20 protein-coding genes are annotated in these 26,582 nt (G+C 62.9%); 10 read left to right on the plus strand and 10 right to left on the minus strand.

Translation table 11 applies throughout. The annotated features are described in order from the left end of the window. Positions 1-39 precede the first annotated feature (39 nt). Positions 40-771 (plus strand): SDR family oxidoreductase, encoded by a 732-nt coding sequence (locus M0D67_RS37900; RefSeq protein ID WP_266242479.1) that lies wholly within the window; start codon positions 40-42, stop codon positions 769-771. Positions 772-931: 160 nt separating this feature from the next. Here the strand turns inward: M0D67_RS37900 and M0D67_RS37905 are convergent, their stop codons facing one another. From M0D67_RS37905 to M0D67_RS37920, 4 genes are all read right to left on the minus strand, one after another. Next, a complete protein-coding gene (locus M0D67_RS37905) occupies positions 932-1,843 on the minus strand; it encodes an NAD(P)-dependent oxidoreductase (protein WP_266242415.1) in 912 nt (303 codons plus the stop codon). A gap of 166 nt (positions 1,844-2,009) precedes the next feature. Continuing rightward, positions 2,010-3,392 (minus strand): MFS transporter, encoded by a 1,383-nt coding sequence (locus M0D67_RS37910; RefSeq protein WP_266242418.1) that lies wholly within the window; start codon positions 3,390-3,392, stop codon positions 2,010-2,012. Between the two features lie 156 nt (positions 3,393-3,548). Then, positions 3,549-5,228 (minus strand): AMP-binding protein, encoded by a 1,680-nt coding sequence (locus tag M0D67_RS37915; RefSeq protein WP_266242421.1) that lies wholly within the window; start codon positions 5,226-5,228, stop codon positions 3,549-3,551. Further along, positions 5,225-6,670 carry an aldehyde dehydrogenase family protein gene (locus tag M0D67_RS37920; protein WP_171926661.1) on the minus strand — a complete coding sequence of 482 codons (1,446 nt, stop codon included), beginning with the start codon at positions 6,668-6,670 and terminating at the stop codon, positions 5,225-5,227. The genes M0D67_RS37915 and M0D67_RS37920 overlap by 4 nt, the downstream gene beginning before the upstream one ends. A gap of 201 nt (positions 6,671-6,871) precedes the next feature. Here M0D67_RS37920 and M0D67_RS37925 point away from each other — a divergent pair, with 201 nt between their 5' ends. Together M0D67_RS37925 and M0D67_RS37930 are read left to right on the plus strand one after the other, a co-directional pair. Continuing rightward, entirely contained in the window at positions 6,872-7,636 is a 765-nt protein-coding gene (locus tag M0D67_RS37925) for an IclR family transcriptional regulator (RefSeq protein ID WP_097393753.1), read from the plus strand. Positions 7,637-7,782: 146 nt separating this feature from the next. Beyond that, positions 7,783-8,535 (plus strand): IclR family transcriptional regulator, encoded by a 753-nt coding sequence (locus M0D67_RS37930; RefSeq protein ID WP_074288001.1) that lies wholly within the window; start codon positions 7,783-7,785, stop codon positions 8,533-8,535. Positions 8,536-8,547: 12 nt separating this feature from the next. Here M0D67_RS37930 and M0D67_RS37935 read toward each other — a convergent pair whose 3' ends face one another. Further along, on the minus strand, positions 8,548-10,074 hold the full coding sequence (locus M0D67_RS37935) for a PLP-dependent aminotransferase family protein (protein WP_171926660.1): 1,527 nt from the start codon (positions 10,072-10,074) through the stop codon (positions 8,548-8,550). 299 nt (positions 10,075-10,373) lie between these two features. Between M0D67_RS37935 and tauA the strand changes: the two genes are divergently transcribed. The 6 genes from tauA to pta all read left to right on the plus strand — a co-directional run bounded on the left by tauA (position 10,374) and on the right by pta (position 17,925). Next, a complete protein-coding gene (gene tauA / locus M0D67_RS37940) occupies positions 10,374-11,432 on the plus strand; it encodes a taurine ABC transporter substrate-binding protein (RefSeq protein WP_154563276.1) in 1,059 nt (352 codons plus the stop codon). A gap of 32 nt (positions 11,433-11,464) precedes the next feature. Next, positions 11,465-12,280 carry a taurine ABC transporter ATP-binding protein gene (locus M0D67_RS37945; protein WP_154563278.1) on the plus strand — a complete coding sequence of 272 codons (816 nt, stop codon included), beginning with the start codon at positions 11,465-11,467 and terminating at the stop codon, positions 12,278-12,280. Further along, a complete protein-coding gene (locus M0D67_RS37950) occupies positions 12,273-13,193 on the plus strand; it encodes an ABC transporter permease subunit (RefSeq protein ID WP_266242427.1) in 921 nt (306 codons plus the stop codon). The genes M0D67_RS37945 and M0D67_RS37950 overlap by 8 nt, the downstream gene beginning before the upstream one ends. 104 nt (positions 13,194-13,297) lie before the next feature. After that, on the plus strand, positions 13,298-14,755 hold the full coding sequence (gene phnY, locus M0D67_RS37955) for a phosphonoacetaldehyde dehydrogenase (protein ID WP_266242430.1): 1,458 nt from the start codon (positions 13,298-13,300) through the stop codon (positions 14,753-14,755). 169 nt (positions 14,756-14,924) lie between these two features. Then, the gene (gene xsc / locus M0D67_RS37960) at positions 14,925-16,727 is read left to right on the plus strand and encodes a sulfoacetaldehyde acetyltransferase (RefSeq protein ID WP_266242432.1); all 1,803 of its coding nucleotides are present in this window, start codon (positions 14,925-14,927) and stop codon (positions 16,725-16,727) included. 160 nt (positions 16,728-16,887) lie between these two features. After that, positions 16,888-17,925 (plus strand): phosphate acetyltransferase, encoded by a 1,038-nt coding sequence (pta, locus tag M0D67_RS37965; RefSeq protein ID WP_266242434.1) that lies wholly within the window; start codon positions 16,888-16,890, stop codon positions 17,923-17,925. 28 nt (positions 17,926-17,953) lie between these two features. On the opposite strand, the gene M0D67_RS37970 is transcribed toward pta, so the two are convergent. The 4 genes from M0D67_RS37970 to M0D67_RS37985 form a co-directional block, all read right to left on the minus strand. Beyond that, positions 17,954-19,696, minus strand: coding sequence for a cobalt chelatase (locus M0D67_RS37970; protein WP_266242436.1), 1,743 nt, complete (start codon positions 19,694-19,696; stop codon positions 17,954-17,956). Continuing rightward, positions 19,696-20,685, minus strand: a complete 990-nt coding sequence (locus M0D67_RS37975; RefSeq protein ID WP_266242439.1) for an AAA family ATPase — start codon at positions 20,683-20,685, stop codon at positions 19,696-19,698. The genes M0D67_RS37970 and M0D67_RS37975 overlap by 1 nt, the downstream gene beginning before the upstream one ends. 144 nt (positions 20,686-20,829) lie before the next feature. After that, entirely contained in the window at positions 20,830-22,134 is a 1,305-nt protein-coding gene (locus M0D67_RS37980; protein WP_266242441.1) for an MFS transporter, read from the minus strand. Positions 22,135-22,340: 206 nt separating this feature from the next. Beyond that, a complete protein-coding gene (locus M0D67_RS37985) occupies positions 22,341-24,002 on the minus strand; it encodes a GMC family oxidoreductase (RefSeq protein WP_266242443.1) in 1,662 nt (553 codons plus the stop codon). 218 nt (positions 24,003-24,220) lie between these two features. Between M0D67_RS37985 and M0D67_RS37990 the strand changes: the two genes are divergently transcribed. Further along, positions 24,221-25,057 (plus strand): IclR family transcriptional regulator, encoded by an 837-nt coding sequence (locus M0D67_RS37990; RefSeq protein ID WP_266242445.1) that lies wholly within the window; start codon positions 24,221-24,223, stop codon positions 25,055-25,057. 104 nt (positions 25,058-25,161) lie between these two features. Here M0D67_RS37990 and M0D67_RS37995 read toward each other — a convergent pair whose 3' ends face one another. Then, positions 25,162-26,577 (minus strand): FAD-binding oxidoreductase, encoded by a 1,416-nt coding sequence (locus tag M0D67_RS37995; protein ID WP_266242448.1) that lies wholly within the window; start codon positions 26,575-26,577, stop codon positions 25,162-25,164. Positions 26,578-26,582 lie beyond the last annotated feature (5 nt).

Here is a 26,582-nt window from a genome sequence, read left to right on the forward strand (position 1 = left end):
CAAACTGCATCGCCAAGTCAGGCGGGGCCTCACGAACTTCTGCAAGGCCGACTCATTACCGGCGGCGGTTCCGGCATTGGCCGCGGTCTCGCCGAAGCATTCCATCGACTCGGCAATCAGGTCATCATTTCCGGACGGCGCCGCGCGAATCTCGACGAGACGATCGCGGCCAACCCCGGCATGCAGGCGATCGAGCTCGACATCACCGACCCGGAGAACATCATTTCGGTTGCCGAGGAACTCGTCGCCGGATGGCCATCGCTGAACGTGCTGATCAACAATGCAGGTGTGATGCATGTCGACGATCTCAGCGCACCGGTTGACGAAACGCTGCTGACGTCGACGCTGAGCACCAATCTGATGGGTCCAATACGGATGACGGGCGCGCTTGTCGAACACCTGAAACAGCAGGACAAGGCGACGATCATCAATGTCTCGTCGGTTCTGGCTTTCGTGCCGATGGCAATGGCCGGTGTCTATTCGTCGACCAAGGCGGCCATTCATTCCTACACGCAATCGCTACGTTATGTGCTCAAAGATACGTCCGTACGCGTGGTTGAGATCGCGCCACCCTGGGTTCAGACCGACTTGCTGAACAGCAAGAACGAACCACGAGCCATGCCGCTTGCCCCGTATATCGAGCAAACCATGCGCGAACTCAGCACCGATTCAATCGAGGCACTGGTCGAGATTGCACGACCGATGCGCAACAACGTCGGTCCGAATGAATCGGCGTTCGTAACGCAGTTCAACGACAAGTTCAAAAGCTGATTCGCTCTTCGTGTATCGATCCGTCCGGGTGGAATGGCAAGCATTTGCCGGTCCACTTGGACTTAGGAACGTGATCGAATCATATGAAGGCGACGAACGGCATCGCGAAGCGCCACGTCGCTCGACGGCTTCGATGCCCGTGGCAAGCTCCGGTCGGGTCCTATTGGGGCGCGCCCTTTGCGTTTTCCCTCGCCTCGGTGCGCGCTTCGATCGCGTGCACGACGGCCGCCATATCGGCTTGACCGTGACCCAACTCAACGGTCTCGGTGTACAGATCAAAGCAGACATCCAGCAGCGGCGACGCAAGATTCGCATGGCGCGCCGCCTCGGCCGCGAGCCGGTTGTTCTTCAGCACGTCGACAATCGAGGCCTGCACCGTGAAATCCTCGTTCACGAGCTTGTCGACCTTCACGCGTGAAACGTTGCTTGCCATCGGGCCCGCGTCGAGCACGGCCTGGAATTGCTTCATGTCGAGCCCGTAGCGTCGCGCAAGATGCGACGCCTCGGCAAGCGCGGTCACCATCGGAATCAGGAACGTGTTGACCGACAGTTTCATCAGAAGCCCCGTTGGCACCGCCCCGCAGATCACCGTTTCGTGGCACATCGGCTTGAGGAGTGGACGAACTTCTTCGACGGCTGCCGGCTCGCCCGCCAGCATCGCCACCAGTTGACCCGCTTCGGCCGGCTTGCGTGAACCCGAGACGGGCGCCTCGACGTACTGCCCTCCTGCCGCGCGGATGTCGGCTTCGAGGTCGCGCGAATAGTCGGCCGATGTCGTGCCCATGTGCACGATCGTGTGCTGTGCGACGTTCGTTGCGAAATCCGCGGTGTGGCGGCCGAGCACCGCGTCGAGCGCCGTATCGGTCGCCATCATCAGGATCACGATGCTGGCCTGCCGGAAGACGTCGGCGGCGCTGTCCGCAATCTGCGCGCCTGCGTCGCGCAACGCAGCGCAACGGTCCGGCGTGCGATTCCACACGATCAGTGGGGTGCCGGCGCGCGCGAGGTTCAGCGCCATTGGCTGCCCCATCACGCCGAGGCCGATGAATCCTACTTTCATAGGTGGCTCCATTTCTTATCCGTTGCTCGTGGCCACGGTTCGGTGGATCGGGTGCAGGTATGCACGCACGACAACGAGGCGGCCGCTTTGCCTCCGCGACGCTCTCCCGAAACAGAATCGATCGAGCCGGGCGACGCCGCCCAGTCTATCTAAATTGCCGCAATCACGCCCGCACACCTTATTTCCACCAGCGCAGCGGACGGCGCAGATGATGCCGCTCCAGCCGCACCGCGGCGCTCGCCTGGAGAAACGCCGGCATGCTGTCCAGCGGCCTGCCTTCGAGCCGTTCGCGCTCCTCGTCGGCCTCGACGGTTCTCGCCGGATCGATGAAAAACGCGGCCACGATCCCCACCCCGAGCAAGCACGCGGAAATCGTGAACGGCACGTTATAACTGCCCGTCGTCTCGATCAGATAGCCGAACACGACGGGCGAGATCATGCCGGCGACGCCGAAGCCCGTGTTCATCATGCCACCCGCCGTGCCCGCGTAGCGACCGCCGATGTCGAGCGGCAAGGTCCACAACACAGGATTCGTGATCTCGAGAAAGAAGAATGACGCCGACAGGTACAGCACCGCCATCAGTGGATTAGTCGCGGACACCATCGGCAGCAGAAACACGAGCGAGCCGCCCATACCTACCACCAGCACGGCGCAGCGCGCAAAGCGCAGCCGGCCGGTGCGCTTGTAGAGCCGGTCCGAAACGACGCCGCCCAGGGTATCGCCGATCACGCCCGCGAGCAGCGGCAGCGCCGTGAACAGCGCCAGTTGTTTGAGATCGAAGCCGCGGGCTTCCTTCAGGTACGAAGGCAACCAGGTCAGATAGACCCACAGCAGCCAGCCGTAACAGAAGTCGACGAACGTAACGAGCCACATACGACGGACCAGCTTGCGCCACGGCGTGGCCGCACGTTTGGCACGTTCGCAGTCACCCGCGCGATAGCCGATCTCGGCCGTTTCCTCTGGCGTCACGCGACGGTTCTGCTCCGGCGAGTTCGTAAAGACGCAGAGGTACAGCACCGTCCACGCGAGACTCGCCACGCCGAGCAGAATGAACGCGTCGCGCCAGCCGCCCGCCACCACCACCGCGAGCACCAGCGGCGGCGTGACCGCGCCGCCGAGGCGGGCGAAGCTATGGGTAATGCCTTGAGCGAAACCCCGCTCCGCCACCGGCATCCAGTAGGTAAAGGCGCGCGTCGCCGTCGGAAACGCACCGCCCTCGCCGATGCCCAGCGCGAAGCGCAGCGCGACGAGCATTGCCACACTGCCGGCGAAGCCGGTCGCGAGCGTCGCCGCCCCCCAGATCAGCGACAGCACCGTCAACACCAGCTTCGGCCCATACTTGTCCGACAGCCAGCCGCCGATGACTTGCATGAACGCGTACGGATAGGCGAAAGCCGAGAACACGAGGCCGAGCTGAACCGTCGTGAGACCCATTTCGTGCCGGATGATAGGGCCGGCCACGGCAATATTCACACGGTCGATGTACGAGATGAAATACATCAGGCACATGACGGCCAGGATGATGTGGCGCGTCTTCACACGCCGCTTGTGCGTTTGCATGCTGTCTCCTGTGTCTCTTATGTGACGCCGGGGGCGTCTGTGATCGTTCGATCCGTACGTCGTACTGCGTCGCGCCGCGTGCGCCTCGACTCGCGCCCTCCTCTGCTTTCCAGCGCGATCCGGGCATGCATGCTACGCATGCCGATGCATGCGCCGTCAGGTGGGCACGAGCTTCAGCCGCTGCACCTTGCCCGACGGTCCACGAGGCAGTTCCGCGATGAAGCGAAACTCCTTCGGTGTCTTGTAGCGGCCCAGTTCGCGCAGACAATGGGCACGCAGGTCTGCAATGTCGAGCGCGCCCGGCCCCTCTGAAATGCGAGGCACGATGAAGGCGACGATCTCCTGCCCGTAAGCGGTATCCGGTACGCCCACCACCGCCGCATCCAGCACGCCGGGGTGTTTGAGCAACGCTTCATCGATCTCGCGTGGGGCGATGTTTTCACCGCCCTTGATGATCAATTCCTTTGCGCGGCCGTTGATGTAGAAATAACCGTCGCTGTCGCGATAGCCAAGGTCGCCGGTGCGCAGCCAGCCGTCGGCGGTGAAGGCCGCACGCGTTTCTCCCGGGCGTTTGTAATAGCCGCGCATGACCTGTTCGCCACGCAACACCAGTTCGCCGCACTCGTCGGGCGCGCATTCGCGGCCGTCACGGTCGATCACCTTTGCCTCGCCGCCTGACGGCAGGCCGATACTGCCGATTCTTCGGCTTGCTGGATCATAAGGATTGCTGAACATTGGGGCGGCGGTTTCTGTCATGCCCATCGTTTCGATGATGCCGACCCCGAAGCGCGCCTCAAACGCACGGTGATGATCGACGGGTAGCGCGGCCGACGCACTGCGGCAGAATCTCAGCGCGGACAGATCGACCGTGCACGGTTCGTCGTTATTGAGCAGATAGGCGACGATCGTCGGCACCACGTTGATCCATGTGCAACCGTGGCGCGCGACATCGCGCCAGTAGGTGCGCGCGGAAAAACGCGGCGCCATGACCACCGAGCCGCCATGAAAGAGCGGCGCAAGCAGCGTCACGACGAGACCATTGATGTGATAAAGCGGCAATGCGGCGAAAACGCGATCGCCAGTCCCAAGCCGATGTTCGTGCGAGATGTTGCGCGCATTGGCCAGCAGGTTTCGCTGGTCCAGCAGGACGCCCTTCGGCGCGCCTGTGGTGCCGGACGTGTACATCAGCAGCGCTACGTCGCTCGCAGCCGGGCCACTGCTTGACGGCGTTTCGGTATCCCAGGTGTCTGTATGTCTCGCCTGTGCCTCGTATGTCACACGTGACGCGCGCTGTGCCGGTTTTGCGTGCACATCCATAGATACCGCCGTTTCCGCCAGCGCGGGTTCGACGGCGGTCTGCATCGGTGCAATAGCAGCATCGGGCGCCGTCTGCAACAACGCGATGTCGCGGGTCAATCCCTGCTCGCGCAACTCCGCAATCGCGCTCGACATCGCCGCATGCGTCTCGCCGGAAACGAAGACCATGCGCGTGTCCGAATGCTCCACGATGTAGCGCAACTGGGTCGGCTGGCACAACAGATTGAGCGGGTTGGCGACGAGCCCGCTGTACATCGCCGCAAGCAGCAGCCTTGCCGTATGGATGCCGTTGCCCATGAACACCGACACGACATCGCCGGCCTGCAAGCCTGCTTCATGAAAAACCGTCTCGAGCGCCCGGCAGTCGTCGCGCAGTTCCGCGAAGGTCAGCACGTCGGGACGCTGCGTAGCGGCGCCGCCGTCTTCAGCACATTCAGGCGCCGCCAGCAGGAACGGCTTGTCGGGATACTGCGCGGCACGCGCGTCGATCAACGCACGGATTGTGTGAGGCGTCGTCATTTGCCATACCTCACGAAAAAATCCCCGAGCACGTCATCCAGTTCGGGAACGCGCTCTTCGATCGGGTAGGCCACGCGCGTGATGTTCAGGTAATGGTGAAAGTTGAGGTTGCTCGAGAAATTGTTGCGGCCCCACGTTCCGCATCCCATCGACAGCGAGAATGGCAAGCCGTTATCGAAGTTGCCGCCGGTCGCAAGGCAATGCGCCTGATTCACGATCACGCGCGCAACCGGCAACGTCGAACCTAGCTGCTCCGCCTGGCCCGAGTCGCTGGAATGCAGGCCGACCGAGTGTCCTGCGCCCATGTAGCCGTAGATGCCGCGCACGATGTCGGCAGCGGCGTCGAAGGATTCCGCGCGATAAACGGTCAGCACCGGCGCGAGCTTCTCGCCCGAGAACGGGTAATCAGCGCCGAAGCCGGTTTCCTCCACCATCAGGAAAGCGGGCTCATGTGCGGCGATGCCGTCGAGGCCCGCCGCGCGTGCAATCGCCGTGGCCGAGCGCGCTGTGCAGTGTGCCGCCAGCTTGCCGTTCGACCACAGGGCGGCCTGCAATTGCGCCTTTTGCGCGGCGTCGAGCATCACGCCACCGCAGGCGGTCAGTTCGGCCATCATGTCCGCGTACACCGCGTCTTCGATCACAACGCTGTTTTCCGATGAACAGCTCGTGGCGTTGTCGAACGTTTTCGAGCGCGCGATCTTGTGCGCTGCATCGTGCAAATCGGCGGACGCAGTGACGATCGAAGCAACGTTCCCCGCGCCCACGCCGAATGCGGGCGTCCCGCTGGCGTAGGCCATCCGCACGTTCGCCTGCGAGCCGGTCGCCACGACCAGATCGCACTGCCGCATCAGTTCAGCGGTGGCCGCCTTGCTGATCGGCGCGGGCAACATCTGGACGAGGTCGGCCGCGAGCCCGACTCTGGCGAATTGCGCGTGAATGAATTCGATCAGCAGCGCGCACGACGAATAGCCCTTCGGAGAAGGCGCCACGATGACGGCATTGCCGCATTTGAGCGCGTTGACGATCTTGTTGATCGGCGTGGCCGCCGGATTGGTGGACGGCGTGATCGCCGCCACCACGCCGACCGCCCGCGCGATCTCGACGATGCCGGTGGCGTCATGACGCGCGATCACCCCCGTGGTCTTCTGCCCGCGCAGATCGCGCAACAGACCGAGCGTCTTGCGATAGTTCTTGCGGAACTTGTCGTCCGCGTTGCCGAGACCGGTGTCGCGCACCGCCAGCTCGGCGAGTTGGCGGTTGCGGGCGGGCTCCATGATCGCCCACGCGGCGGCGTCGGTGGCGGCATCGAGCACGTCCTGCCCCGCGACCTCGAATCCGCGCTGTGCGGCGCGCGCACGTGCAACCAGTAACGAGACGACACGTTCGACTTCGCTATGTGTACCAGCGTGCGTAGCTTCCGCTTCTGTGGCCCTAACGTTCATACGGTTCACTCCGGACTGAAAAAATTGGCGTTGGTACCAATCTAGTGAGCCGTACCTGCTTCGGAGTCCCGTTTTTTGAACTATCCCTTGCGCTGAGCGGGCCAGAATCGAAAAGTGCGAAATTCGGGACTTTCCATAGTCCCGAAAACTAAACAGACCGATGCACAATCCAACTTATAACTACGACATCGCGGAGACAGCGTGGCGACTTCGAATCAATCGAATGCGGCGGCCGTACGCGCATTTCGCGTACTCGAAACGTTGGCTGAGGCAAGCGGCCCGCTTTCCATGACGGATCTCGTCCATGCCCTCGAACTGCCCAAGCAGACCGTACATCGCATTCTGGTGCAGTTGATGGATGCGTGGCTGGTCACGCGCAGCGCCGGCGACAGGCTGTATGAGTGCTCGCCGCGCGTGCGCATGCTGGCGGTTAATGTGCTGATGCATGCGGGCCCGGCCGCTGCCCGCCATGTTCTGCTTGAACAACTGGTGGCAAAAATTGGCGAGACCTGCAATCTGACGATGCTGGCCGGCAACGACGTGGTCTATGTGGACCGGGTGGAAACGGAGTGGCCGCTGCGCATGCACCTTCAACCGGGCTCGCACGTGCCCCTGCACTGTTCGGCAAGCGGCAAGCTGTTGCTCAGCTTTCTTCCCAAAGACCGGCGCGAACGGGTTATCGAAACCTTGCCACTGCGCGCTTATTCCGAGCGGACGATTACGGATCGCGGCGAGTTGCGCAAGGAGTTGACCATCACGCGGCGGCGCCAGCTCGCGATCAACAATCAGGAACATTTGCAGGGACTCATCGCGATCGCGGTGCCGGTCATGCTGGATCGCAATCGAGCCTGCGCGGCCATCGCCGTCCAGGCGCCCGTCGGGCGGGTCGTGCTCGACGATCTGTTGGCCTTCCTGCCCGATCTGCGGTTGGCCGCGGAGGAAACCGCCAAGACTTTCCGGCAGTAGCGCTGGAATATCGCGCCGCACCGCATTCCGAAAAACGGGATGATCTGCGCTGAAATTGCGCGCCGAAGCCTCCCCAATCCGGCGAAAACCATGACCGACAAAGGCGCACGGTACAATGACGCCGATCCATTTTCCGGAACGGCACCATGACTAAAGCGGATACTCCTACCCTGCGCGCGTTCGCCCTGCTGGAACATCTCGTCCGCGCCGAAGGTCCGGTGTCGCTTGCCGACATTGCCCAGGACGTCGACCTGCCGAAGGCTTCGCTGCATCGCATGCTGGCTTCGCTCGAGGCAGGTGGTCTCGTGATCCGCGAACCCGGTCAGAAGAATGCCTACGTGATCGGGCCGCGTCTCGCGCAACTCGGTCTTGGCGTCATGATGCACTCGGGTGCCCGCCGGTTGCGGCATGCGATCCTGTCGAATCTGGTTGCCGATCTCGGCGAGACCTGCAACCTCACGATGCTGCACGAAACCGAAGTGCTGTATCTCGACCGGCTCGAAGCGCCCTGGCCGTTACGGCTCGATCTCAAGCCCGGCTCGCACGTACCGGCGCATTGCAGCGCGAGCGGCAAGCTGCTGCTGGCCATGCTGCCGCGCGAACAACGCAGCGCCCTCGTCCGCACGCTGAAGCTCGAACGCTTCACGCCGAATACGATCACCGACCCCGAACTGCTCGAAGCGGAACTCGACCGCACCGCGCACAAGCGCATCGCCATCGACAATGAGGAATTTGTCGCCGGCATCGCGTGTGTAGCCGCGCCGGTGATGGATGAGAACAACACCTGCATCGCGGCGATCGCCGTTCATGCGCCGGTCTCGCGGGCGCCGCTGTCGCGCGCTCTCGAGTTCGTGCCGCGCCTGCAGGAAGCCGCTCAGCAGCTCGCTAAAACGTTCTAGCGCGCCGCCCGCCTATTCCTCGGGCTGCTGCGCGCGCACGAGCTCCGCGAGCAGGCGCACGCCCTCATCGATCTTTTCGAGCTTGATGGCCGAAAAGCCCATCCGGAAGCAGTGGTTCTGCTCCAGTCCCGTCATGAAGAAAACCCGGCCCAGCTCGATCAGGATGCCATGTGCCTGCGCGTCCGCGGCAAGCTGTGTCGCATCGAGCCACGGCGGCCCTTCGACCCAGCACGACGCGCCGCCGCCGACCGGCAGGTAGCGCGCTTCCGGAAGGTGCGTGTCGAGCGCCGTCATCAGCGCCTGCGCGCGTTCCCGATAGGCGTGAGCGAGCCGCCGCAGCAGCGCATCGTGGTGCCCGAGCGCCAGAAAGGTGGCAAATGCACGTTGAATATAGGCGGCCGGGTGCCGCACCATCAGGCGCCGCAGCGCACGGAGTTCACGGACCAGTTCACGCGGCCCGACGATATAACCCAGCCGCAGCCCGGGCGCAAAAGTCTTCGACAGACTGCCGATATAGATCACCCGGTCCGCGGTATCCAGGCTCTTCAATGCCGGATGCGGTGTGCCTGAGAAGTTGTTTTCGCTCTCGTAGTCGTCCTCGATCAATACGAAGTCATGGGCCTGCGCCTGTTCCAGCAGCGCGTGGCGGCGCTCGATGGGCATGGTGGCCGTGGTCGGGCACTGATGACTTGGCGTCACATAGACGTAATCGCATTGCGCGAGCAGATCGGCGTCCTCGACCGGGCGCACGCCGCCGCTATCTACAGGCAGTGGCTGCAGCCGCGCATTGCGGTTCTCGAAGATATTGCGGGCATCCGGATAGCCGGGGTTTTCGAAGCCGATCGTGGTCCGCTCGCTCGCGAGCAGATCCGCGATCAGATAGAGCGCCTGCTGGCAGCCGATCGTCACGACGATTTCGTCGGGCATCGCAAACACGCCGCGCCGCGGCAGCACCCGAGTGCGGATCTGCTGGATCAACGACTCGTCGTCGCGCTCGATCAGGTCCGGCGCCCAGTTGCGAATCTCCATCACCGACAGCGCTTTCATGCAGCATTCGCGCCAGTCGTTAGTCGGAAACAGCGACTGGTCGAACTGTCCGTAGATAAAGGGGTATTCGTAGCTCAGCCAATTTCCGGGCTTGACGATATTGCGCTGCAAGGACGGCCGCCTTCTGACGCGCTGGTCCCAATCCGGCCTTGCAAGCGCCTCATTGGCCGCCTGTCCGGGGACCGTCTGCAGCGGCGCAAATTCGTGCCGCCCCTCGAGGATCGCCGGGTTGACGAAATGCCCGCTGCGCTCACGCGAAATCAGATAGCCCTCCTCAACCAACTGCTGGTAAGCCAGCACGACCGTATTGCGGGCAACACTCAACTGGTCGGCCAGCTCCCGGCTGGACGGCAATGCGTGATCCGGCAGCAGTTGGCCGTCCAGAATCGCGGCCACCAGCATCTGGCGAATCTGACCCTGGAGGCTCATGTTCGACTCGGCTGAACGCTGGAACCGCTGGGTCCATAGGGCCACCGAGGTGCGACTTGCCATGCTTTCTCCTGATTTTTATAGGCGGAGCCCGCCCGCACGAAGGCGGACACCGGCATTGTGGACGTGCAAAAAAACGCCTGCCAGCCACTCTCGGGCGGCTGCCGGCGGGACCGGCGCGGCGGCCCATTCTGGTGCAGCGGTGTGGACTCAACGATCAGCCACGTCTGGCCCTAACCCGCAACATTTATTACTGACGATACTCGCATCATCCCATTGCCGGCGATTGGGACAAGCCCCCGTCGGCGGGCGTTGGATTCACGTGTATTCGCGTACCTACACGGCCATTCTGGAGACCTACGATGAAAAGCGATCACCCCAAAAAGCTGTCCCGCTGGTTCGGCGATCTGACGCGCCGCGTGACTGTGGCGGCATTCGCCGCGCTCGCCTGCGCGGTGGCGCCAGCCAGCCACGCGCAGGACAAAGAGGTCACAATAGCCTATCAACAGATCGTCGACCCATGGGTCGTCGCGATCGCGAACGGCTCGATCGAGAAAGAGACGGGCTACAAGATCAACTGGCGGCAATTCGAATCCGGCGCGAAGGTCGCGACCGCCATGGCGTCAGGCGACGTGAAGGTCGGCGTGATCGGCTCGAGCCCGCTCGCGGCGGCGGTCAGCCAGGGCCTCGACCTGCAGCTCTTCTGGATTCTGGACAACATCAACCAGGCTGAAGCGATGGTCGTACGCAACGGCTCCGGCATCACCAAACCGGCCGATCTGAAGGGCAAGACGATCGGCGTGCCGTTCGTCTCGACGACGCACTATCACACCATGTTCGCGCTGCAGCATTGGGGCATCAATCCGTCCGAGGTGAAGATCCTCAACATGCAGCCGAACCAGTTGGTCGCGGCGTGGGAGCGCGGCGATATCGACGCCGCCTACGTGTGGGACCCGGCGCTCGCGCAATTGAAGAAGAGCGGCAAGGTCCTGATTACGTCCGGCGACCTGTCGAAGCTCGGCAAACCGACCTTCGACGGGATCGCCGTCGACCGCCAATGGGGCGAGGCGCATAAGGACTTCATGGCAAAACTCGTGAAAGCCATTTCCGACGCGGACGATCAGTATCGAAAGAATGCGGCGCAATGGAATGCTACCTCGCCGCAGGCCGCAGCCATCGCGAAGATGATTGGCGGCTCGCCGGCCGACGTGCCGGCGTCGCTCTCGCTCTATGCCTTCCCAACGCTCCAGGAGCAGGCCTCCTCGCAATGGCTGGGCGGTGGCAGCGCGGGCCGCGCAACCTTCGCGCTGAAGGACACGGCCAACTTCCTGAAGGATCAGAAACAGATCAGCGCGGTGTTACCCGATTACTCGAAGTTCGTGACCCCGGCGTATGCCGAAGCGGCAATGAAACTCAAATGACGTAAGCCGGTTCTGTCGATTCAGGAGGCAACATGGAAAGCATGAGAGTCAAAAATGTGAGCGTGGTCTTTCCGGGCCGCAAGCCCGGCCAGACGGTACACGCGCTCGACAACATCAATCTGACGATCAACTCGGGCGACTTCGTCGTCGCGCTCGGCGCATCGGGTTGTGGCAAGACCACCCTGCTCTCGCTTATGGCGGGCTTCATTGCGCCGACCAGCGGCGAGCTGCTGCTCGGCGGTTCGCCGATCGCAGGTCCAGGCGCCGACCGTGGTGTGGTGTTCCAGAAGCACGCCCTGTTGCCCTGGCTCAACGTGATCGACAACGCCGAATTCGGCCTGAAGCTTCAGGGCGTGCCGAAAACGCAGCGGCGCGAGATCGCCACGCGCAATCTGGCACTGGTCGGCTTGCAGGACTTTCACAAGCACATGATCTATCAGCTCTCGGGCGGGATGCAGCAGCGTGTCGGCATCGCCCGCGCGCTGACCTGCGACCCCGCCATGCTGCTGATGGACGAGCCGATGGCCGCGCTCGATGCGCTCACCCGCGAAACCATTCAGGAACTGCTGCTCGACGTCTGGACGAAGACCAGCAAGATGTTCTTCTTCATCACGCACAGCGTCGAGGAAGCGCTCTTTCTGGCCAGCCACCTGATCGTGATGTCGCCGCGTCCGGGGCGCGTCACGCACACCTATGAGCTGGATTTCAACCGACGTTTTCTCGAAACACGCGACGCGCGCGCGATCAAGTCGAGCCCCGATTTCATCGAGATGCGCGAACGCGTGCTCAGCATCATTTACGGCGACGAGAAAATGCACGCCGCCGAAGCCGAGGTGACACATGTTTAGTTCAAAACGGGCTCATGCGTTGGCGCACGGCCAGCAAACCTCGCTCGGCTCCGACACGCCGATGGAACCGCCGCGCACTCCCGGTCGACGTCCACGCCTTCTCGCCAAGAAACCCGCGCGGCCTGGAGACACCTTCGGCGTGCCCGGCCAGGGCAGCAGCGTCGTCACGAGCCTCATCACGGTCGGCCTGTTCATCGGGCTATGGTTTGTAGCGACTAACCTGCACTGGATCAAGCCGCTCTTTCTGCCGTCGCCGCAAGCCGTGTACGCGAAGTTCATCTACGTCGCGACCGAAGGCTTCGCCAACTCCACGCTCGCGCAGCATACCGGCATCAGCTTGCTGCGCGTGTTCGGCGCCTTCGCGCTCGCCTGCGTGACCGCGATTCCAATCGGCGTGATGATGGGCGTCTCGCGCTTTGCGCGGGGCATGTTCGATCCACCCATCGAGTTCTATCGTCCGCTTCCGCCGCTCGCCTATTTGCCGCTCATCATCATCTGGTTCGGCATTGGTGAATTCTCCAAAGTCTTTCTCATCTACCTGGCCATCTTCGCGCCACTCGCCATCGCGGCGCGATCCGGCGTGCGTTCCGTGTCGATCGAGCAGATTCATGCGGCCTATTCGATGGGCGCCTCGCGCACGCAGGTGGTGTTGTATGTGATCCTGAAATCCGCACTGCCGGAGATTTTCACGGGTATGCGCATAGGTATTGGCGTCGGTTGGACGACACTGGTTGCCGCGGAAATGGTGGCGTCGACGAGTGGCCTCGGCTTCATGGTGCTCAACGCTGCGGAGTTCCTCGCCAGCGACGTGGTGATCATGGGCATTGTCGTCATTGGCTTCTTTGCTTTGTGCTTTGACTTGTTGATGCGACACATGGAGCGCGTGCTGGTGCCGTGGAAAGGCCGGGTGTGATTGTAGAAGGCCAGCGTGGACTCAGCGATTGGCGGCGGCTGGCACTACTCGGCTTGCGGTGCCAGCCGCAATACTTCAGCTGTCTGTTATCGCTGGAGCGCAGCATGAATTCGATCGAGAAAGTCCGGCCGTCGCCGCAGGTTCGTCATGAAGCGCTGCGCATCGGCGGAGAAAGAATCCGGCATGCAGAGATCATCGAAGTCTTCAATCCCTATAACGGTGAACTGGTCGGCACGGTGCCCAAGGCGAAACTTGCCGACGTGCGACACGCCTTTGCCTGGGCACACCAATATCGCGCGCGGCTGACGCGCTACGAGCGCTCGCAGATCCTGCTGCTTGCGGCAGACATGGTCCGTCGGCGTACTGAAGAAATTGCCGATCTGATCACCGCAGAGTCCGGCCTGTGTAAGAAAGACTCGCTGTACGAGGCAGGCCGCGTCGCCGACGTGATGACATTCGGTGCCAACGAGGCGCTCAAAGACGACGGCCAGGTGTTTTCCTGCGATCTCACGCCGCACGGCAAGAAGCGCCGCGTCTACACCCAGCGAGATCCCCTGCTCGGCGTCATTTCCGCGATCACCCCGTTCAACCATCCGATGAATCAGGTTGCGCACAAAGTCGTGCCCTCCATCGCGACCAACAACCGCATGGTCGTCAAGCCCTCCGAGAAAGTGCCGTTGTCCACGTACCTGCTCGCGGACATCCTTTATGCGGCCGGTCTGCCGCAGGAAATGCTGCAGGTCATCACCGGCGACCCGAAAGACATCGCCGACGAACTCATCACGAACGAGCACGTCGATCTGATCACGTTCACGGGCGGCGTGCAGATCGGCAAATATATCGCCAGCAAGATGGGCTATCGACGCGTGGTGCTCGAACTCGGCGGCAACGATCCGATCATCGTGATGGAAGACGCCGACCTGGAAGAAGCCAGCACACTCGCCGTCTCCGGCTCCTACAAGAACTCCGGCCAGCGTTGTACCGCGGTCAAGCGCATTCTGGTGCACGAGGCGGTGGCCGACCGTTTCGTCGAACTGCTCGTGGAGAAAACCCGCGCCATACGTTATGGCGATCCCGCCGATCCGGCGACCGACATGGGCACCGTCATCGACGAAGCCGCAGCGAAATTCTTTGAAGCTCAGGTGAACGATGCGATCAGCCGCGGCGCGAAGCTTCTGGTGGGCAATCGTCGCGACGGCGCGCTGTATTCGCCAACCGCGGTCGATCACGTCACCCCGGACATGCCGCTCGTCAAATACGAAACCTTCGGCCCCGTGTCACCGGTGATCCGCTTTCGCGATATCGACGACGCGATCCGGATTTCCAATTCGACCGACTACGGGCTCTCGTCTTCGGTCTGCACGAATCGCCTCGATTACATCACGCGCTTTATCGCCGAACTGCAGGTGGGCAGCGTGAACGTGCGCGAGGTGCCCGGTTACCGGCTCGAGTTGACGCCGTTCGGCGGCATCAAGGATTCGGGTCTTGGCTACAAGGAAGGCGTCCAGGAAGCGATGAAAAGCTTCACCAACGTGAAGACCTATTCGCTGCCGTGGGATTGAGCCGCTCTCCTCGCATTCCACCTTGCATCACATTCATCAATTTTCGAGACAATTTGTACCGTTTATTTTGCATCATCTATTGACCATCACAGGTGCATGCTCTACATTTTAGATAAGCACTTTTCGGAACAAATTGTTCCGGTTTCATTAAACATTGGAGACAGCCCTCATGAGCGATCACCCCCCTGTCAGCGGCCCGCAGGCCATGACCCCGTCAGAAGCTTTCGTCGAAACCCTGGCCGCGAACGGCGTGACCGACATGTTCGGCATCATGGGCTCGGCCTTCATGGACGCCATGGACATCTTCGCGCCCGCCGGCATTCGCCTCATTCCCGTGGTGCACGAACAGGGCGCCGGCCACATGGCCGACGGCTATGCCCGTGTGTCGGGCCGCCATGGCGTGGTGATCGGCCAGAACGGCCCGGGCATCAGCAATTGCGTGACCGCCATCGCCGCGGCCTATTGGGCGCACAGCCCTGTGGTCATGATCACGCCCGAGGCCGGCACCATGGGCATTGGCCTCGGCGGCTTCCAGGAAGCGAAGCAACTCCCCATGTTCCAGGAGTTCACCAAGTATCAGGGCCACGTCACCCATCCCGCACGCATGGCTGAATTCACCGGCCGCTGCTTCGACCGCGCGCTGGCCGAGATGGGCCCCACGCAGTTGAACATTCCGCGCGACTACTTCTACGGCCAGATCAAGGCCGAGATTCCGCAACCGCAGCGCCTCGACCGCGGCCCCGGCGGCGATCAACGCCTGAACGAAGCGGCTGAACTGCTCTCCCAAGCCAGGTTCCCGGTCATCATCTCCGGCGGCGGCGTGGTGATGGCCGATGCGATCGAAGAATGCAAGGCGCTCGCCGAGCGTCTGGCCGCGCCGGTCGTCAACAGCTACCTGCACAACGACTCTTTCCCCGCCGACCACCCGCTGTGGTGCGGCCCGCTCGGCTATCAAGGCTCCAAGGCCGCGATGAAGCTGATCCAGCGCGCCGACGTGGTGATCGCACTCGGTTCGCGTCTGGGACCGTTCGGCACGCTGCCCCAACACGGCATGGACTACTGGCCGCAGAACGCCAGGATCATCCAGATCGACGCCGATCACAAGATGCTCGGCCTGGTGAAGAAGATCTCCGTGGGCATCTGCGGCGACGCCAAGGCCGCCGCGGTTGCACTGACGCAGCGTCTCGAAGGCCGCACCCTCGTCTGCGACGCCTCGCGTGAAGAACGCGCCGGCCAGATCGCCGCGGAGAAGGCGGCATGGGAGAAGGAACTCGACGGCTGGACTCACGAGCGCGACCCCTACAGCCTGGACATGATCGAGGAGCAGAAAGACGAGCGCACGCCCGGCGGCGGCGACTATCTGCACCCGCGCCAGGTCTTGCGCGAGCTCGAAAAAGCCATGCCGGATGACGTGATGGTCTCCACCGACATCGGCAACATCAACTCGGTGGCCAACAGCTATCTGCGCTTCAAAAAGCCGCGCAGCTTCTTCGCCGCGATGAGTTGGGGCAACTGCGGCTATGCGTTCCCCACCATCATCGGCGCCAAGGTTGCGGCCCCGCATCGCCCCGCGGTCTCCTATGCCGGTGACGGCGCGTGGGGCATGAGCCTGATGGAAACCATGACCTGCGTGCGCCACAACATTCCGGTCACCGCGGTGGTCTTCCACAACCGGCAATGGGGCGCCGAGAAGAAAAACCAGGTCGACTTCTACAACCGCCGCTTCGTCGCCGGTGAACTCGACAACCAGAGCTTCGCGGGCATCGCGCGTGCGATGGGCGCCGAGGGTGTCACAGTGGACCGGCTCGAGGACGTCGGCCCGGCGCTCAAGCGTGCGATCGATGCGCAGATGAACCAGGGCAAGACCACCATCATCGAGATCATGTGCACCCGCGAGCTCGGCGATCCGTTCCGCCGCGATGCGCTGGCCAAGCCGGTGCGCCTGCTCGACAAGTACAAGGACTATGTCTGAGCCGTCCGCTGTCTGATGGTCCGGGCGGCGGGAGATTTGTTCCCACTGCCCGGCGGGCCGGAAACGGGGCTTCCCCTGCCGTTTCCGGCCTCTTTGTTTGCCATTTGCCGTCTGCCGTTTGCTGCCTCCGCCTCCCCAACCATGACTTCCGCCCAGTGCCATGAAAGCCATCAACCGCATCATCGAACGCGCCCGCTCCTCGCAAAGACGCATCGTGCTCTGCGAAGCGGAGGATCCTCGCATGTTGGAGGCCGCGCAGCGCGCCACGCGTGAAGGCATCGCCCGCATCGTGCTGGTGGGCGCGAGTGCGCGCATCCGCGCGGCCGCTGCCGAGCAAAACATCGAACTGTCTGGCATGGAGCTGGTGGATCCCGCAACCTCGCCGCTCGCACCCTCGTTTGCCGAAGCGCTCTTCGCACTGCGCAGCAAGAAAGGCATGACGCCGGATGAAGCCACGCAGGAAATCCTCAAGCCCCTCTGCTTTGCCAACCTGATGGTGCGGCTCGGTCACGCCGACGGCTCGGTGGCAGGCTCCGTGCACACGACCGCCGAAGTGGTCCGCACGGCGATCCAGATCATCGGCATTCATCCGTCCTTCAAGCTCGTGTCGAGTTTCTTTCTGATGATGCTGTGCGAGCCCTTCCACACGCTCAAAGGTGGCTTGATCTTCTCTGACTGCGGGCTGGTGGTGGACCCGGACGCCGGCGAACTGGCCCAGATTGCCATGGCGGCGGCCGACAGCGCGCAAAGCCTGCTGATGGAGGAGCCGCGCGTAGCCATGCTGTCATTCTCGACCAGCGGCAGCGCCCGGCACGCGGCAGTCGACAAGGTCGTGGAAGCAACGCGCCAGGTGAGGGCACAGCGTCCGCATCTGGCGATCGACGGCGACGTGCAACTGGACGCGGCACTCGTCTCCGAGATCGCCATGCGCAAGATCGAGCACTCGCAGGTTCAAGGACACGCCAACGTGCTGATTTTCCCGAGTCTCGAAGCCGGCAATATCGGCTACAAGCTGGCTGAGCGGATCGGCGATGCGAAGGCAATCGGCCCCTTGCTGCAAGGCCTGAGAAAACCTGCCAACGATCTTTCGCGCGGCTGCAGCGCCGACGATATCTACTACGTGATCGCGGTGACTGCCGTGCAGGCGCAAACCGCAGAAGCCCCGCTGGACGCACACACCACACCGTTCGCGTCGTGACCCACTCGGGGTCAGGCCGCCGGAGCAGTCACCGCCTGCCGCCCGGCGCGCGTGCGCCGATCCAACCCACGATCTCCGCGAACAGCTTCATGTCGGGTGGCGCGGATAGGTCCACCGCCAGACAACGGCGGTGATACGGACTGAGATCCAGCCCGACGCCCAGGCCCAGCACCTCCACATCGCGCGAAGCCTCATGGCGCACCACGACGGCCTTGAGGTGGTTGTCGAGATAGAAGGCGTCGTTGGCCTGACCCGTCGCGCTATCCATCGGGCTGCCATCCGAGATCACGATCAGAATCCGTCGCGCCTCAGGACGGGCGACGAGGCGCGTGCATGCCCAGTCGACCGCTTCGCCATCCACGCCCTCGCGAAACAGGTCTGCCTTGAAGAGCGCGGCAATGTCGGCGCGGGCGCGTCGCCAGCTCTGGTCGGCGTCCTTGAACACCAGATGAGACAGTTCATTGAGCCGGCCCGGATGAGACGGCCGGCCCTGCGCCAGCCAGTCGAGCCGGGCGCGGCCGCCGTTCCAGGTGCCTGTGGTGAAGCCCAGCACCTCGGTAGTGACACCGGCCTGGTCGAGCGCGCGCGTGAGAATGTCCACCATGATCGCCACCGGCTCGATATGCGCTTTCATCGAGCCCGAGCAGTCGATCAGGAAGCCGACGACGCAGTCTGCCAAGAGCGTGTTTCGTTCAAGCCGGAATAGACGCCGTTCAGCCGGAGAACTAACCAGTTGGGCGAGACGCCTTCCGTCGATACGCCCATGCTCTTCACCGAACGACCAGCCGTCGCGTTGCGGAATCGCCAGCGCCGCCTTCAACGCGTGCGCGAGCCGCGCCACGTTGATGCCCTGGGCAGCGACACGTTCGTCGAGCCGCTCGCGAAACTCACTGAGCAAGGCCTTGCGGACCAGCGTGCCTGGCACGATCTCGCGGTCATAGCGTGCGGTATAGGCCCGATAACCCTGCTCCGAGGCCTCGAGCACGCGGCTTCTGCCCGTGAGCGCAACAGCCATGTCCTTGTACTCGTCGTCCTCGACGTCGAACCAGAGCGAGAACGCTGTGCGCGGGGCTTTGTCGTTGCTCTCCTGCGGATCATCTTCCGCATCGTCCAGCGCCTCCGCGCGGGAGCTTCGGATCATGTCGCCCACCAGCCTCGCCAGTTCGAGCGCATGGACAGCGAACGCGCCCTGCTCCTGTCGATGCCTGCGCAAACCCGCCAGCGAGACGCCCACTACCGGCGCGATCGCCGCGCGCGTGGCTTCGATCAGGCCTTCGGTTTGCTCGAGCACAGGCCAGCCGGTCAGGCGCGACCACGCAATCTGCGCCACGGTGTACAGGAGGATGCCGAGGTGGTCTTCGGCGAGTCCGGACCGATAGAAAGCCAGCGACCAGGCCTCGAAACGATCGCGCAGATTCTGCACCAGGCCCGGCATGCCGGGCGGCGTCTGCGTCTCGCACCGTAGTTGCTCGAGCAGTTCGAATACCAGTCGCTCGACACGGTCCGTCGGGCATAGCCGGCTGTGCAGCGCCGCATCGGAGTGCATGAGTCGCAAGGCCGCGCCGTCGGCGGCGCCGCGCAAGGATGCGAGATCGTCCTGCTGCGGATCGGTGCGCAGATGCGGCGCGTGCAAGGGCAAAGGCCGCAGGTCACGGCACAAACGGCCTTCGCGATAATGCAACGTGGCGTCGCCTGTGAGCGCACGCACGGTCGCGGCGCACAGGGCCTCGCGTTGCTCCGCGCGCAGCGCCGCTTGCCTGTCCGACGTCATCAGCGGATGCCCGCTGCCTGGTCTTCAACGTTGGGCGCGGCCTCGAGTTCAGTACCGAAGCAGCGCTGAAAATACTCGGCCACGATCGACCTCTCCGCTTCATCGCACTTGTTCAGGAAGGTCAGGCGAAACGCCATCGCGGGATCATGGAAAATCTGGCAGTTCTCCGCCCAGTTGATCACCGTGCGCGGCGACATCAGCGTCGACAGGTCGCCGCTCGCAAAGCCCTTGCGGGTGAGTTCCGCCACGCTCACCATAGCCTCGATCAGCGCACGCCCCGCCTCGTCAGCCAGTTCCGGTACGCGTGCAAGCACGATGCCGGCCTCTTCCGCGCGCGGCAGATAGTTGAGCGTGGCCACCACGTTCCAGCGATCCATCTGCGCGTGATTCAGCACTTGCGTGCCGTGATACAAACCGTTCAGATTGCCCAGTCCCACCGTATTGGTGGTGGCGAACATGCGGAAATACGGATGCGGATGAATCACACGATTCTGGTCGAGCAGCGTGAACTTGCCGTCGCGCTCGAGAATGCGCTGGATCACGAACATCACATCCGGACGCCCCGCATCGTATTCGTCGAAGATCAGGGCGACCGGGCGCTGCAATGCCCATGGCACGATCCCCTCCTGAAACTCGGTGACCTGCAGATCGTCGCGCACCACGATCGCGTCTTTACCGACCAGATCGAGGCGGCTGATATGGCCATCGAGATTGACACGCACGCACGGCCAGTTGAGGCGGGCCGCAACCTGTTCGATGTGCGTCGACTTCCCGGTACCGTGCAAGCCCTGCACCATCACCCGGCGATCACGGCTGAAGCCGGCCAGGATCGCCAGTGTCACTTCCGGATTGAAGCGGTAGACCTCGTCGATCTCCGGCACGTGGTCGTCGCGCTCGCTGAAAGCGGGCACCATCAGGCTGGAATCGATGCCGAAAACGGTTCGTACAGCGACCATTCTGTCGGGTTTGCCAGTCACGATATCAGTCACTTCATTCTCCTCCCCGCTGTGGGGATGTTCGTTCGGCGCCGCCGGGTCATTCCATTTTTCGGTACATTTTGTTCCATTTTATTACAAACAAAATCCCTCGTCCTGGGCGGCGCTTTCTCTGCATCGACCCCACAGGCCGCGCCATCAACGCACGGTCGCCATCCCGTCGAAAGGTTTCATGCGCCGTTCCATCGCTCGCGCCGCCCATGCCGAGAGCAGCGCGGACAGAATCACGTAGCCGCACACATACCAGGGCTTGCCGCCGTCGAGACGCAGCAGTGCCGTCGCGATGATCGGCGTGAGGCCGCTCGCGAAGATCCCCGAGAACTGATACACGAACGAGATGCCGGTATAGCGCACCTCCGGGTCGAACAGTTCGGCAAAGAGCGCGGCTTCCGGACCGTAGACCATCGCGTAGAAGATGCCGAACGGGATCACCACGCCGAGCCAGACGCCCAGCGTATTGCCGGCCTGCGTCTCCATCAGCCAGAACGCCGGCAGCACCGAGGCGCCGCAGATCAGCGAGCCCCAGCGATACACCCGCGCGCGTCCCATCAGGTCCGACATCCGGCCGAAGAAAGGGATGAAGAAGCACATCACCATCGCCGCGATCATCACGCCGGTGAGCGCTTCCGTGCGACTCATCGAAAGACGTTGCGTGAGGTAGCCGATCATGAACACCGCGAAGATGTTGAAGAACACCCCGTCGATCCAGCGTGCGCCCATGCCGAGCAGCACCGAACTGCGGTAGCGCGTAATCATGTCGACGAACGGGATTTTCACATCACGGCGGTTGCGCTTGAGCGCGAGAAACTCGGGCGTCTCCATCACCTTGATGCGGATGTAGAGGCCGAGGACCACGAGCAGCAACGAAGCGCCGAACGCGACCCGCCAGCCCCAAGACAGAAACGCCGCTTCCGGCAGCAGGTGGGAAATGCCCGCGACGATGCCCGACGCGAGGCATAAGCCGATCGACAAACCGATCTGCGGCAAGCTCGCGTAGAGACCATGGCGGTTCGGCGGCGCATATTCGTAGGCCATCAGCACCGCGCCGCCCCACTCACCCCCGAGCCCAATGCCCTGCAACACGCGCAGGAAGAGCAGCAGAATGGGCGCCCAGATGCCGATCTGATCGAAGGTCGGCACGAAGGCGACGCCCGCCGTCGAAACCCCCATGATGATCAACGTGCAGATCAATGCGGACTTGCGTCCAACCTTGTCGCCGAAGTGACCGAAGATCACGCCGCCGAGCGGCCGCGTCACGAAGCCGACAGCGAACGTGCCGTAGGCCAGCATGGTCGAGACGAGCGGATCGTGAGCGGGAAAGTAAAGCTTGTTGAACACAATGCCCGCGACGACGCCGTACAGAAAAAAGTCATACCATTCGACCGTCGCACCAATCACGCTCGCGAATGCAACGCGGCGGATAACCCGCTTATCGATTGCCATAGCGCCTCCTCCAATGGATGGCCGCGTGCCGTCCCGGCAACGCAGCACATTTAAGCCCCTGTCTGTCTCCTCCTGGGGCACGAATTCCGCCGCCTGCACGCTGCTTTTATCGACTTCGGATGCAGCGAGTCAGGTAGCGATCGTTTTACTTCTTGCGGCCACTTCGCTTCGTTGTTGCTGTTTCTGCTTTTGCGTCCGCTGTTGCCTCAGTATTGCGCTTCCATGCTCCGCGATTGCACTTGCCCAGCCGAAAGGTCGCCGGCGCGAGCATCCTCAAGAATCATGCTGGACGCCTTCTCAGCGACCATCACGATCGGTACGTTGGTATTGCCGGAGACCAGCGTCGGCATGATCGAACAATCGACCACCCGCAAACCTTGCGTGCCATACACGCGCAATCGTTCGTCGACCACCGCGCCCGGATCGCTCGCGACGCCCATCTTCGCGGTGCCGGACGGATGAAAAATCGTCTGGCCGTATTCGCGGCAAAAATGCAGCAACTCGTCGTCGCTTTGTGCTTCCCGGCCAGGCCGCACTTCGCGTTTCATCAGCGATGCCATGGGCTCCGTGGCGGCGACGCGGCGCGCGAAACGCACACCCGCAACCGTCGTGCGGCGGTCGAGATCGGTTGCCAGATAATTCGGCTGGATCGACGGGGCGTCGCGCATGTCGCTCGTGCGGATCCGCACACTTCCGCGCGACTCCGGCCGCAACTGGCAGATCGAATAGGTACAGCCGGGAAACGCGTGGACGTCGCCGCCCGCGGTGTCGGCTGAGAGCGTGGAGAAGTGGAACTGGATGTCGGGCGTTTTCGCCTCATCCGGCAACGCGCGGCAGAACATGCCGCCCTGATTGATGCCGACAGCCAGCGGCCCTTCGCGAAACAGCGCCCATTGCAGCCCCATCTTCGCGCGGCCCGTCCAGGAGTGCAGCAGGTCGTTTGTGGTGATCGGCCGCGTCACTTCATAGGTCAGGCGCACTTGCAGATGGTCCTGCAGGTTCTCGCCGACACCGGCTCGATTGGCGACCACCGGAATACCCAGTTCATTGAGCAATTTTGCCGGCCCAACGCCCGACACCTGCAGCAATTGCGGCGACTGCAGCGCGCCTGCCGTCAGCACCACCTCGCGGTGCGCACGCACTTCGTGAACCCTGCCGTGCTGCACATAGCGAACACCCGTAGCACGTGTGCCTTCGAAGAGAATCTTCGACGCCAGCGCGTTGGTCTCGATCTGCAGATTCGGACGGCTGCGTGCGGGTTTGAGGTAAGCGACGGCCGTCGAACAACGCCAGCCACGCCGCGTGGTCAGCTGGTAGTAGCCGACCCCTTCCTGATCGCCCTGATTGAAGTCGTCGACCGTTGGGACGCCCAGGCGATTCGATGCCGCGATGAATGCATCCACGAGTTCGTGGCGCTGCTTGATCGTGGAGGCCCACAACGGACCGTCCACGCCACGTGTCGGCGACTCGCCCAGTTCGTTGTGTTCGAGCCGCCGGAAGTAAGGCAGGCACTCCTCCCAGCTCCAGCCGCGATTGCCGAGCGCGGCCCAGCGGTCGTAATCCTCTTTCTGACCGCGAATGTAGATCAGCCCGTTGATGGAACTGCAGCCACCCAGCGTGCGCCCGCGCGGCCAGTAGAGCTTGCGGTCGTGCATGTTCGGATCCGGGTCGGTGTAAAAGCCCCAGTTGTAGACCGGATGAACCATGGTCTTGCCGTAACCGATCGGGATATGAATCCACAGAAAGCGGTCGGGCGGCCCGGCTTCGAGCAGGCATACCGAGTAACGGCCATTCTCGGAGAGGCGGTTGGCCAGTACACAGCCGGCCGATCCCGCGCCGACGACCACGTAGTCGAAACTCCGTACCATTGATGTCTCCGTGCTGCCGCCTTTGTTTTAAAACCGGATCATTTCGTCCCAATTTATTGGATGGCAGTTTCGACTTCAAGCAAATCCGGTTACGATTGAATAATCCGGTACGAAAACCGACTTTTTCGTTTCACTATTCAATCTGTCCGCACGCGTTCATCCGGGTTGTCACTGATCCGTTCGGGCTGCATTTATCGTCATCCGCTTCGGGAAGGACAATGAGAGACACCACGCATCTCCCCTCACCCGCTCACGAGCCCGCCGACGACACCCGCGTCCTGCGCGCGCTCAACGTGCTGGAACAACTTGCGTCCGCCGGACAACCGTCGTCACTCTCCCAGTTGTCCTCACGTCTGCAGATTCCGAAGGCGACCTTGATGCGCCTGATCGAGTCGCTCGAAGCACGCGGTTATGTCACGCACATGCCGGACTCGCGCGGCGCCGATCGCGCGATCGCGCTCGGGCCCCGCGCCGCGCAGCTCGCCCTCACCACGCTCGCGAACAGCACGTTTACGCGTGCGTGCCGTTCGTTGCTGCGCACGCTCGTGGAGTCGCTTGGCGAGACCTGCAATCTCACCGTGCTCGACGGCGATACCGTTCTGTACGTCGAGCGTGTCGAGACGAGTGAACCCTTGCGTCTGCATATGCAACCGGGCACGCGGGTCCCACTGCATTGCACCGCCAGCGGCAAGCTGTTTCTTTCGCAGATGAGCTCAGCCGAGCGCGGACTTGTCATCCGCCGCTTGCCGCTCAAATCGATGACGTATCGCACCCTGACCGATATCGATCTGCTGGAAGCGGAACTCGACCGCCTCGCTATGCGCGGCATCGGCGTCGACAACGAGGAGTTCGTGCGCGGGATGGTGGCGGTCGCGGTGCCGGTGCGCAACGTCGAGGATGGCCGAGTGCTCGCGGCATTGGCCGTTCATTCGCCCACGGCGCGTTCCAGCCTGGAGGATCTGTTGAAAGCGGTGCCGAAGCTCAAGGAGATCGCCGTGCGCATCGGACCGCTGCTTCAGCCTGCGGCGGCGACGACGGTGGCCGCGACGAAGTAGAGATCGAGGGGCCGATCAGAATCGCGCGAACGGGAACGCCGCGCAAGTGACGCACGACGGCTGGCGAATAACGTGCCGCGGATGGCGCGGCACGCAGGCCACGTTCAAGGTTTCTCGTCGCGCCGGAAATACAACTGGTAGAGCATCCGTTGTCCAATACGACGGAACGGTGCGAACGGATGGCCGGGTAACGGGGACGTGAAGATCGGCAGCGTCTGCTTCGACCCTTTACCCGCAATCCGTTCGGCGAGGCGTCGCCCCGCCTGCTGAGAATATGACACACCGTTGCCACCGTAGCCCAGTGCGTAAAACACCGACTGCTTCGGATCCGGCTGGCACACGCGCGGCATCATGTCGTGGCTCACATCCACCCAACCCCACCATGAATAGTCGATCTGGACACCGCGCAAGGCCGGGAACTTGCGGCCCATCCCTTCGATGAGCAACTGGTAGTGGCGCGGATTCGGCGCATCCGCACCGGTGATCGCGCTACGGCTGCCGATCTGCAGCCGGTTGTCCGGCAGGAAGCGGTAGTAGAAACGCAGCGTGCGCGTATCGGTGAGCACCTGCGTCGTTCGAAAATTGCAGGCGGCGATTTCCTGCTGCGTGAGCGGACGCGTCACCATCGAATTCGACAGGATCGGCATCACCCGGCCCGTCAGCGAAGGATGAAGATCCGGCGCCGTATACGCGCCAGTCGCGATACCCACAGACCGGGCCCGCACGATGCCGCCCGGCGTGCGCAGATGATGAATGCCGTTGATGGTTTCCCAGCCGATCACCGGGCTCGCCGGATGAACGCGCGCGCCTGCTTCGCGTGCGAGCCGCAGATAGCCATACGCAAGCTTCAACGCGTGGATGCCGATACCTTCGGGTTCGTGGAGCGCGCCGGCCGCCTCGCAATCGTTGACGTACTCGCGGCGCAACGTCGCCTGGTCGATGAGCTCGGACGGATAGCCGAAAACGTCTTTCCAGACTTTGGCTTCGGCGGCGAGTTTGTCCATCATGCGCGGCCGGTGCGCAATCAGAAAGTGGCCACCCGGCTGCGGATCGCAATCGATTTCGGCCACCAGCGACTTGAAGTTGTCGAAACCTTCCTGGATCTCGTCGTGCATTTTCAACGCGACGTCTTTACCCCAACGCTCGATCCATTGGGAACGCGACAGGCGTCCCGACGCATTCTGCCCTTGTCCGCCATTGCGGCTGCTGCAGCCCCAACTGGTTTTGTTGGCCTCGAGCACCACGGCCTTGATGCCATGCTCGCGCGCGAGACACAGCGCCGTCGCGAGCCCCGTATATCCTGCGCCGATGATCGCCACGTCCACGTCGATATCTTTCGTGATCGGACCATCGTCCGGCGGCGGCGTGCCGGCGGTCGCGGCCCAGTAGGTCGGGGCGTATTGCTTGCCGTGCCCCGGTCCCGGCGAGACCAGCGGGTCGTATCTCGGGTCATACTGTGTTGCGCTATCCCGTCCTGCGGACAGACCTTCGCCGACCCGTGTGATGACACTTGGCTCCATGAGAA

Source organism: Paraburkholderia sp. SECH4, from assembly GCF_030511745.1.
In the GTDB taxonomy this organism is placed as follows: Bacteria; Pseudomonadota; Gammaproteobacteria; order Burkholderiales; family Burkholderiaceae; genus Paraburkholderia; species Paraburkholderia madseniana.

Coding starts and splice junctions, on each gene's coding strand:
- M0D67_RS37905 (WP_266242415.1), bottom strand. CDS start 1,843: ATGGAGCCACCTATGAAAGTAGGATTCATCGGCCTCGGCGTGATGGGG.
- M0D67_RS37910 (WP_266242418.1), bottom strand. CDS start 3,392: ATGCAAACGCACAAGCGGCGTGTGAAGACGCGCCACATCATCCTGGCC.
- M0D67_RS37915 (WP_266242421.1), bottom strand. CDS start 5,228: ATGACGACGCCTCACACAATCCGTGCGTTGATCGACGCGCGTGCCGCG.
- M0D67_RS37920 (WP_171926661.1), bottom strand. CDS start 6,670: ATGAACGTTAGGGCCACAGAAGCGGAAGCTACGCACGCTGGTACACAT.
- M0D67_RS37930 (WP_074288001.1), top strand. CDS start 7,783: ATGACTAAAGCGGATACTCCTACCCTGCGCGCGTTCGCCCTGCTGGAA.
- M0D67_RS37935 (WP_171926660.1), bottom strand. CDS start 10,074: ATGGCAAGTCGCACCTCGGTGGCCCTATGGACCCAGCGGTTCCAGCGT.
- tauA (WP_154563276.1), top strand. CDS start 10,374: ATGAAAAGCGATCACCCCAAAAAGCTGTCCCGCTGGTTCGGCGATCTG.
- M0D67_RS37945 (WP_154563278.1), top strand. CDS start 11,465: ATGGAAAGCATGAGAGTCAAAAATGTGAGCGTGGTCTTTCCGGGCCGC.
- M0D67_RS37950 (WP_266242427.1), top strand. CDS start 12,273: ATGTTTAGTTCAAAACGGGCTCATGCGTTGGCGCACGGCCAGCAAACC.
- phnY (WP_266242430.1), top strand. CDS start 13,298: ATGAATTCGATCGAGAAAGTCCGGCCGTCGCCGCAGGTTCGTCATGAA.
- xsc (WP_266242432.1), top strand. CDS start 14,925: ATGAGCGATCACCCCCCTGTCAGCGGCCCGCAGGCCATGACCCCGTCA.
- pta (WP_266242434.1), top strand. CDS start 16,888: ATGAAAGCCATCAACCGCATCATCGAACGCGCCCGCTCCTCGCAAAGA.
- M0D67_RS37970 (WP_266242436.1), bottom strand. CDS start 19,696: ATGACGTCGGACAGGCAAGCGGCGCTGCGCGCGGAGCAACGCGAGGCC.
- M0D67_RS37980 (WP_266242441.1), bottom strand. CDS start 22,134: ATGGCAATCGATAAGCGGGTTATCCGCCGCGTTGCATTCGCGAGCGTG.
- M0D67_RS37985 (WP_266242443.1), bottom strand. CDS start 24,002: ATGGTACGGAGTTTCGACTACGTGGTCGTCGGCGCGGGATCGGCCGGC.
- M0D67_RS37990 (WP_266242445.1), top strand. CDS start 24,221: ATGAGAGACACCACGCATCTCCCCTCACCCGCTCACGAGCCCGCCGAC.
- M0D67_RS37995 (WP_266242448.1), bottom strand. CDS start 26,577: ATGGAGCCAAGTGTCATCACACGGGTCGGCGAAGGTCTGTCCGCAGGA.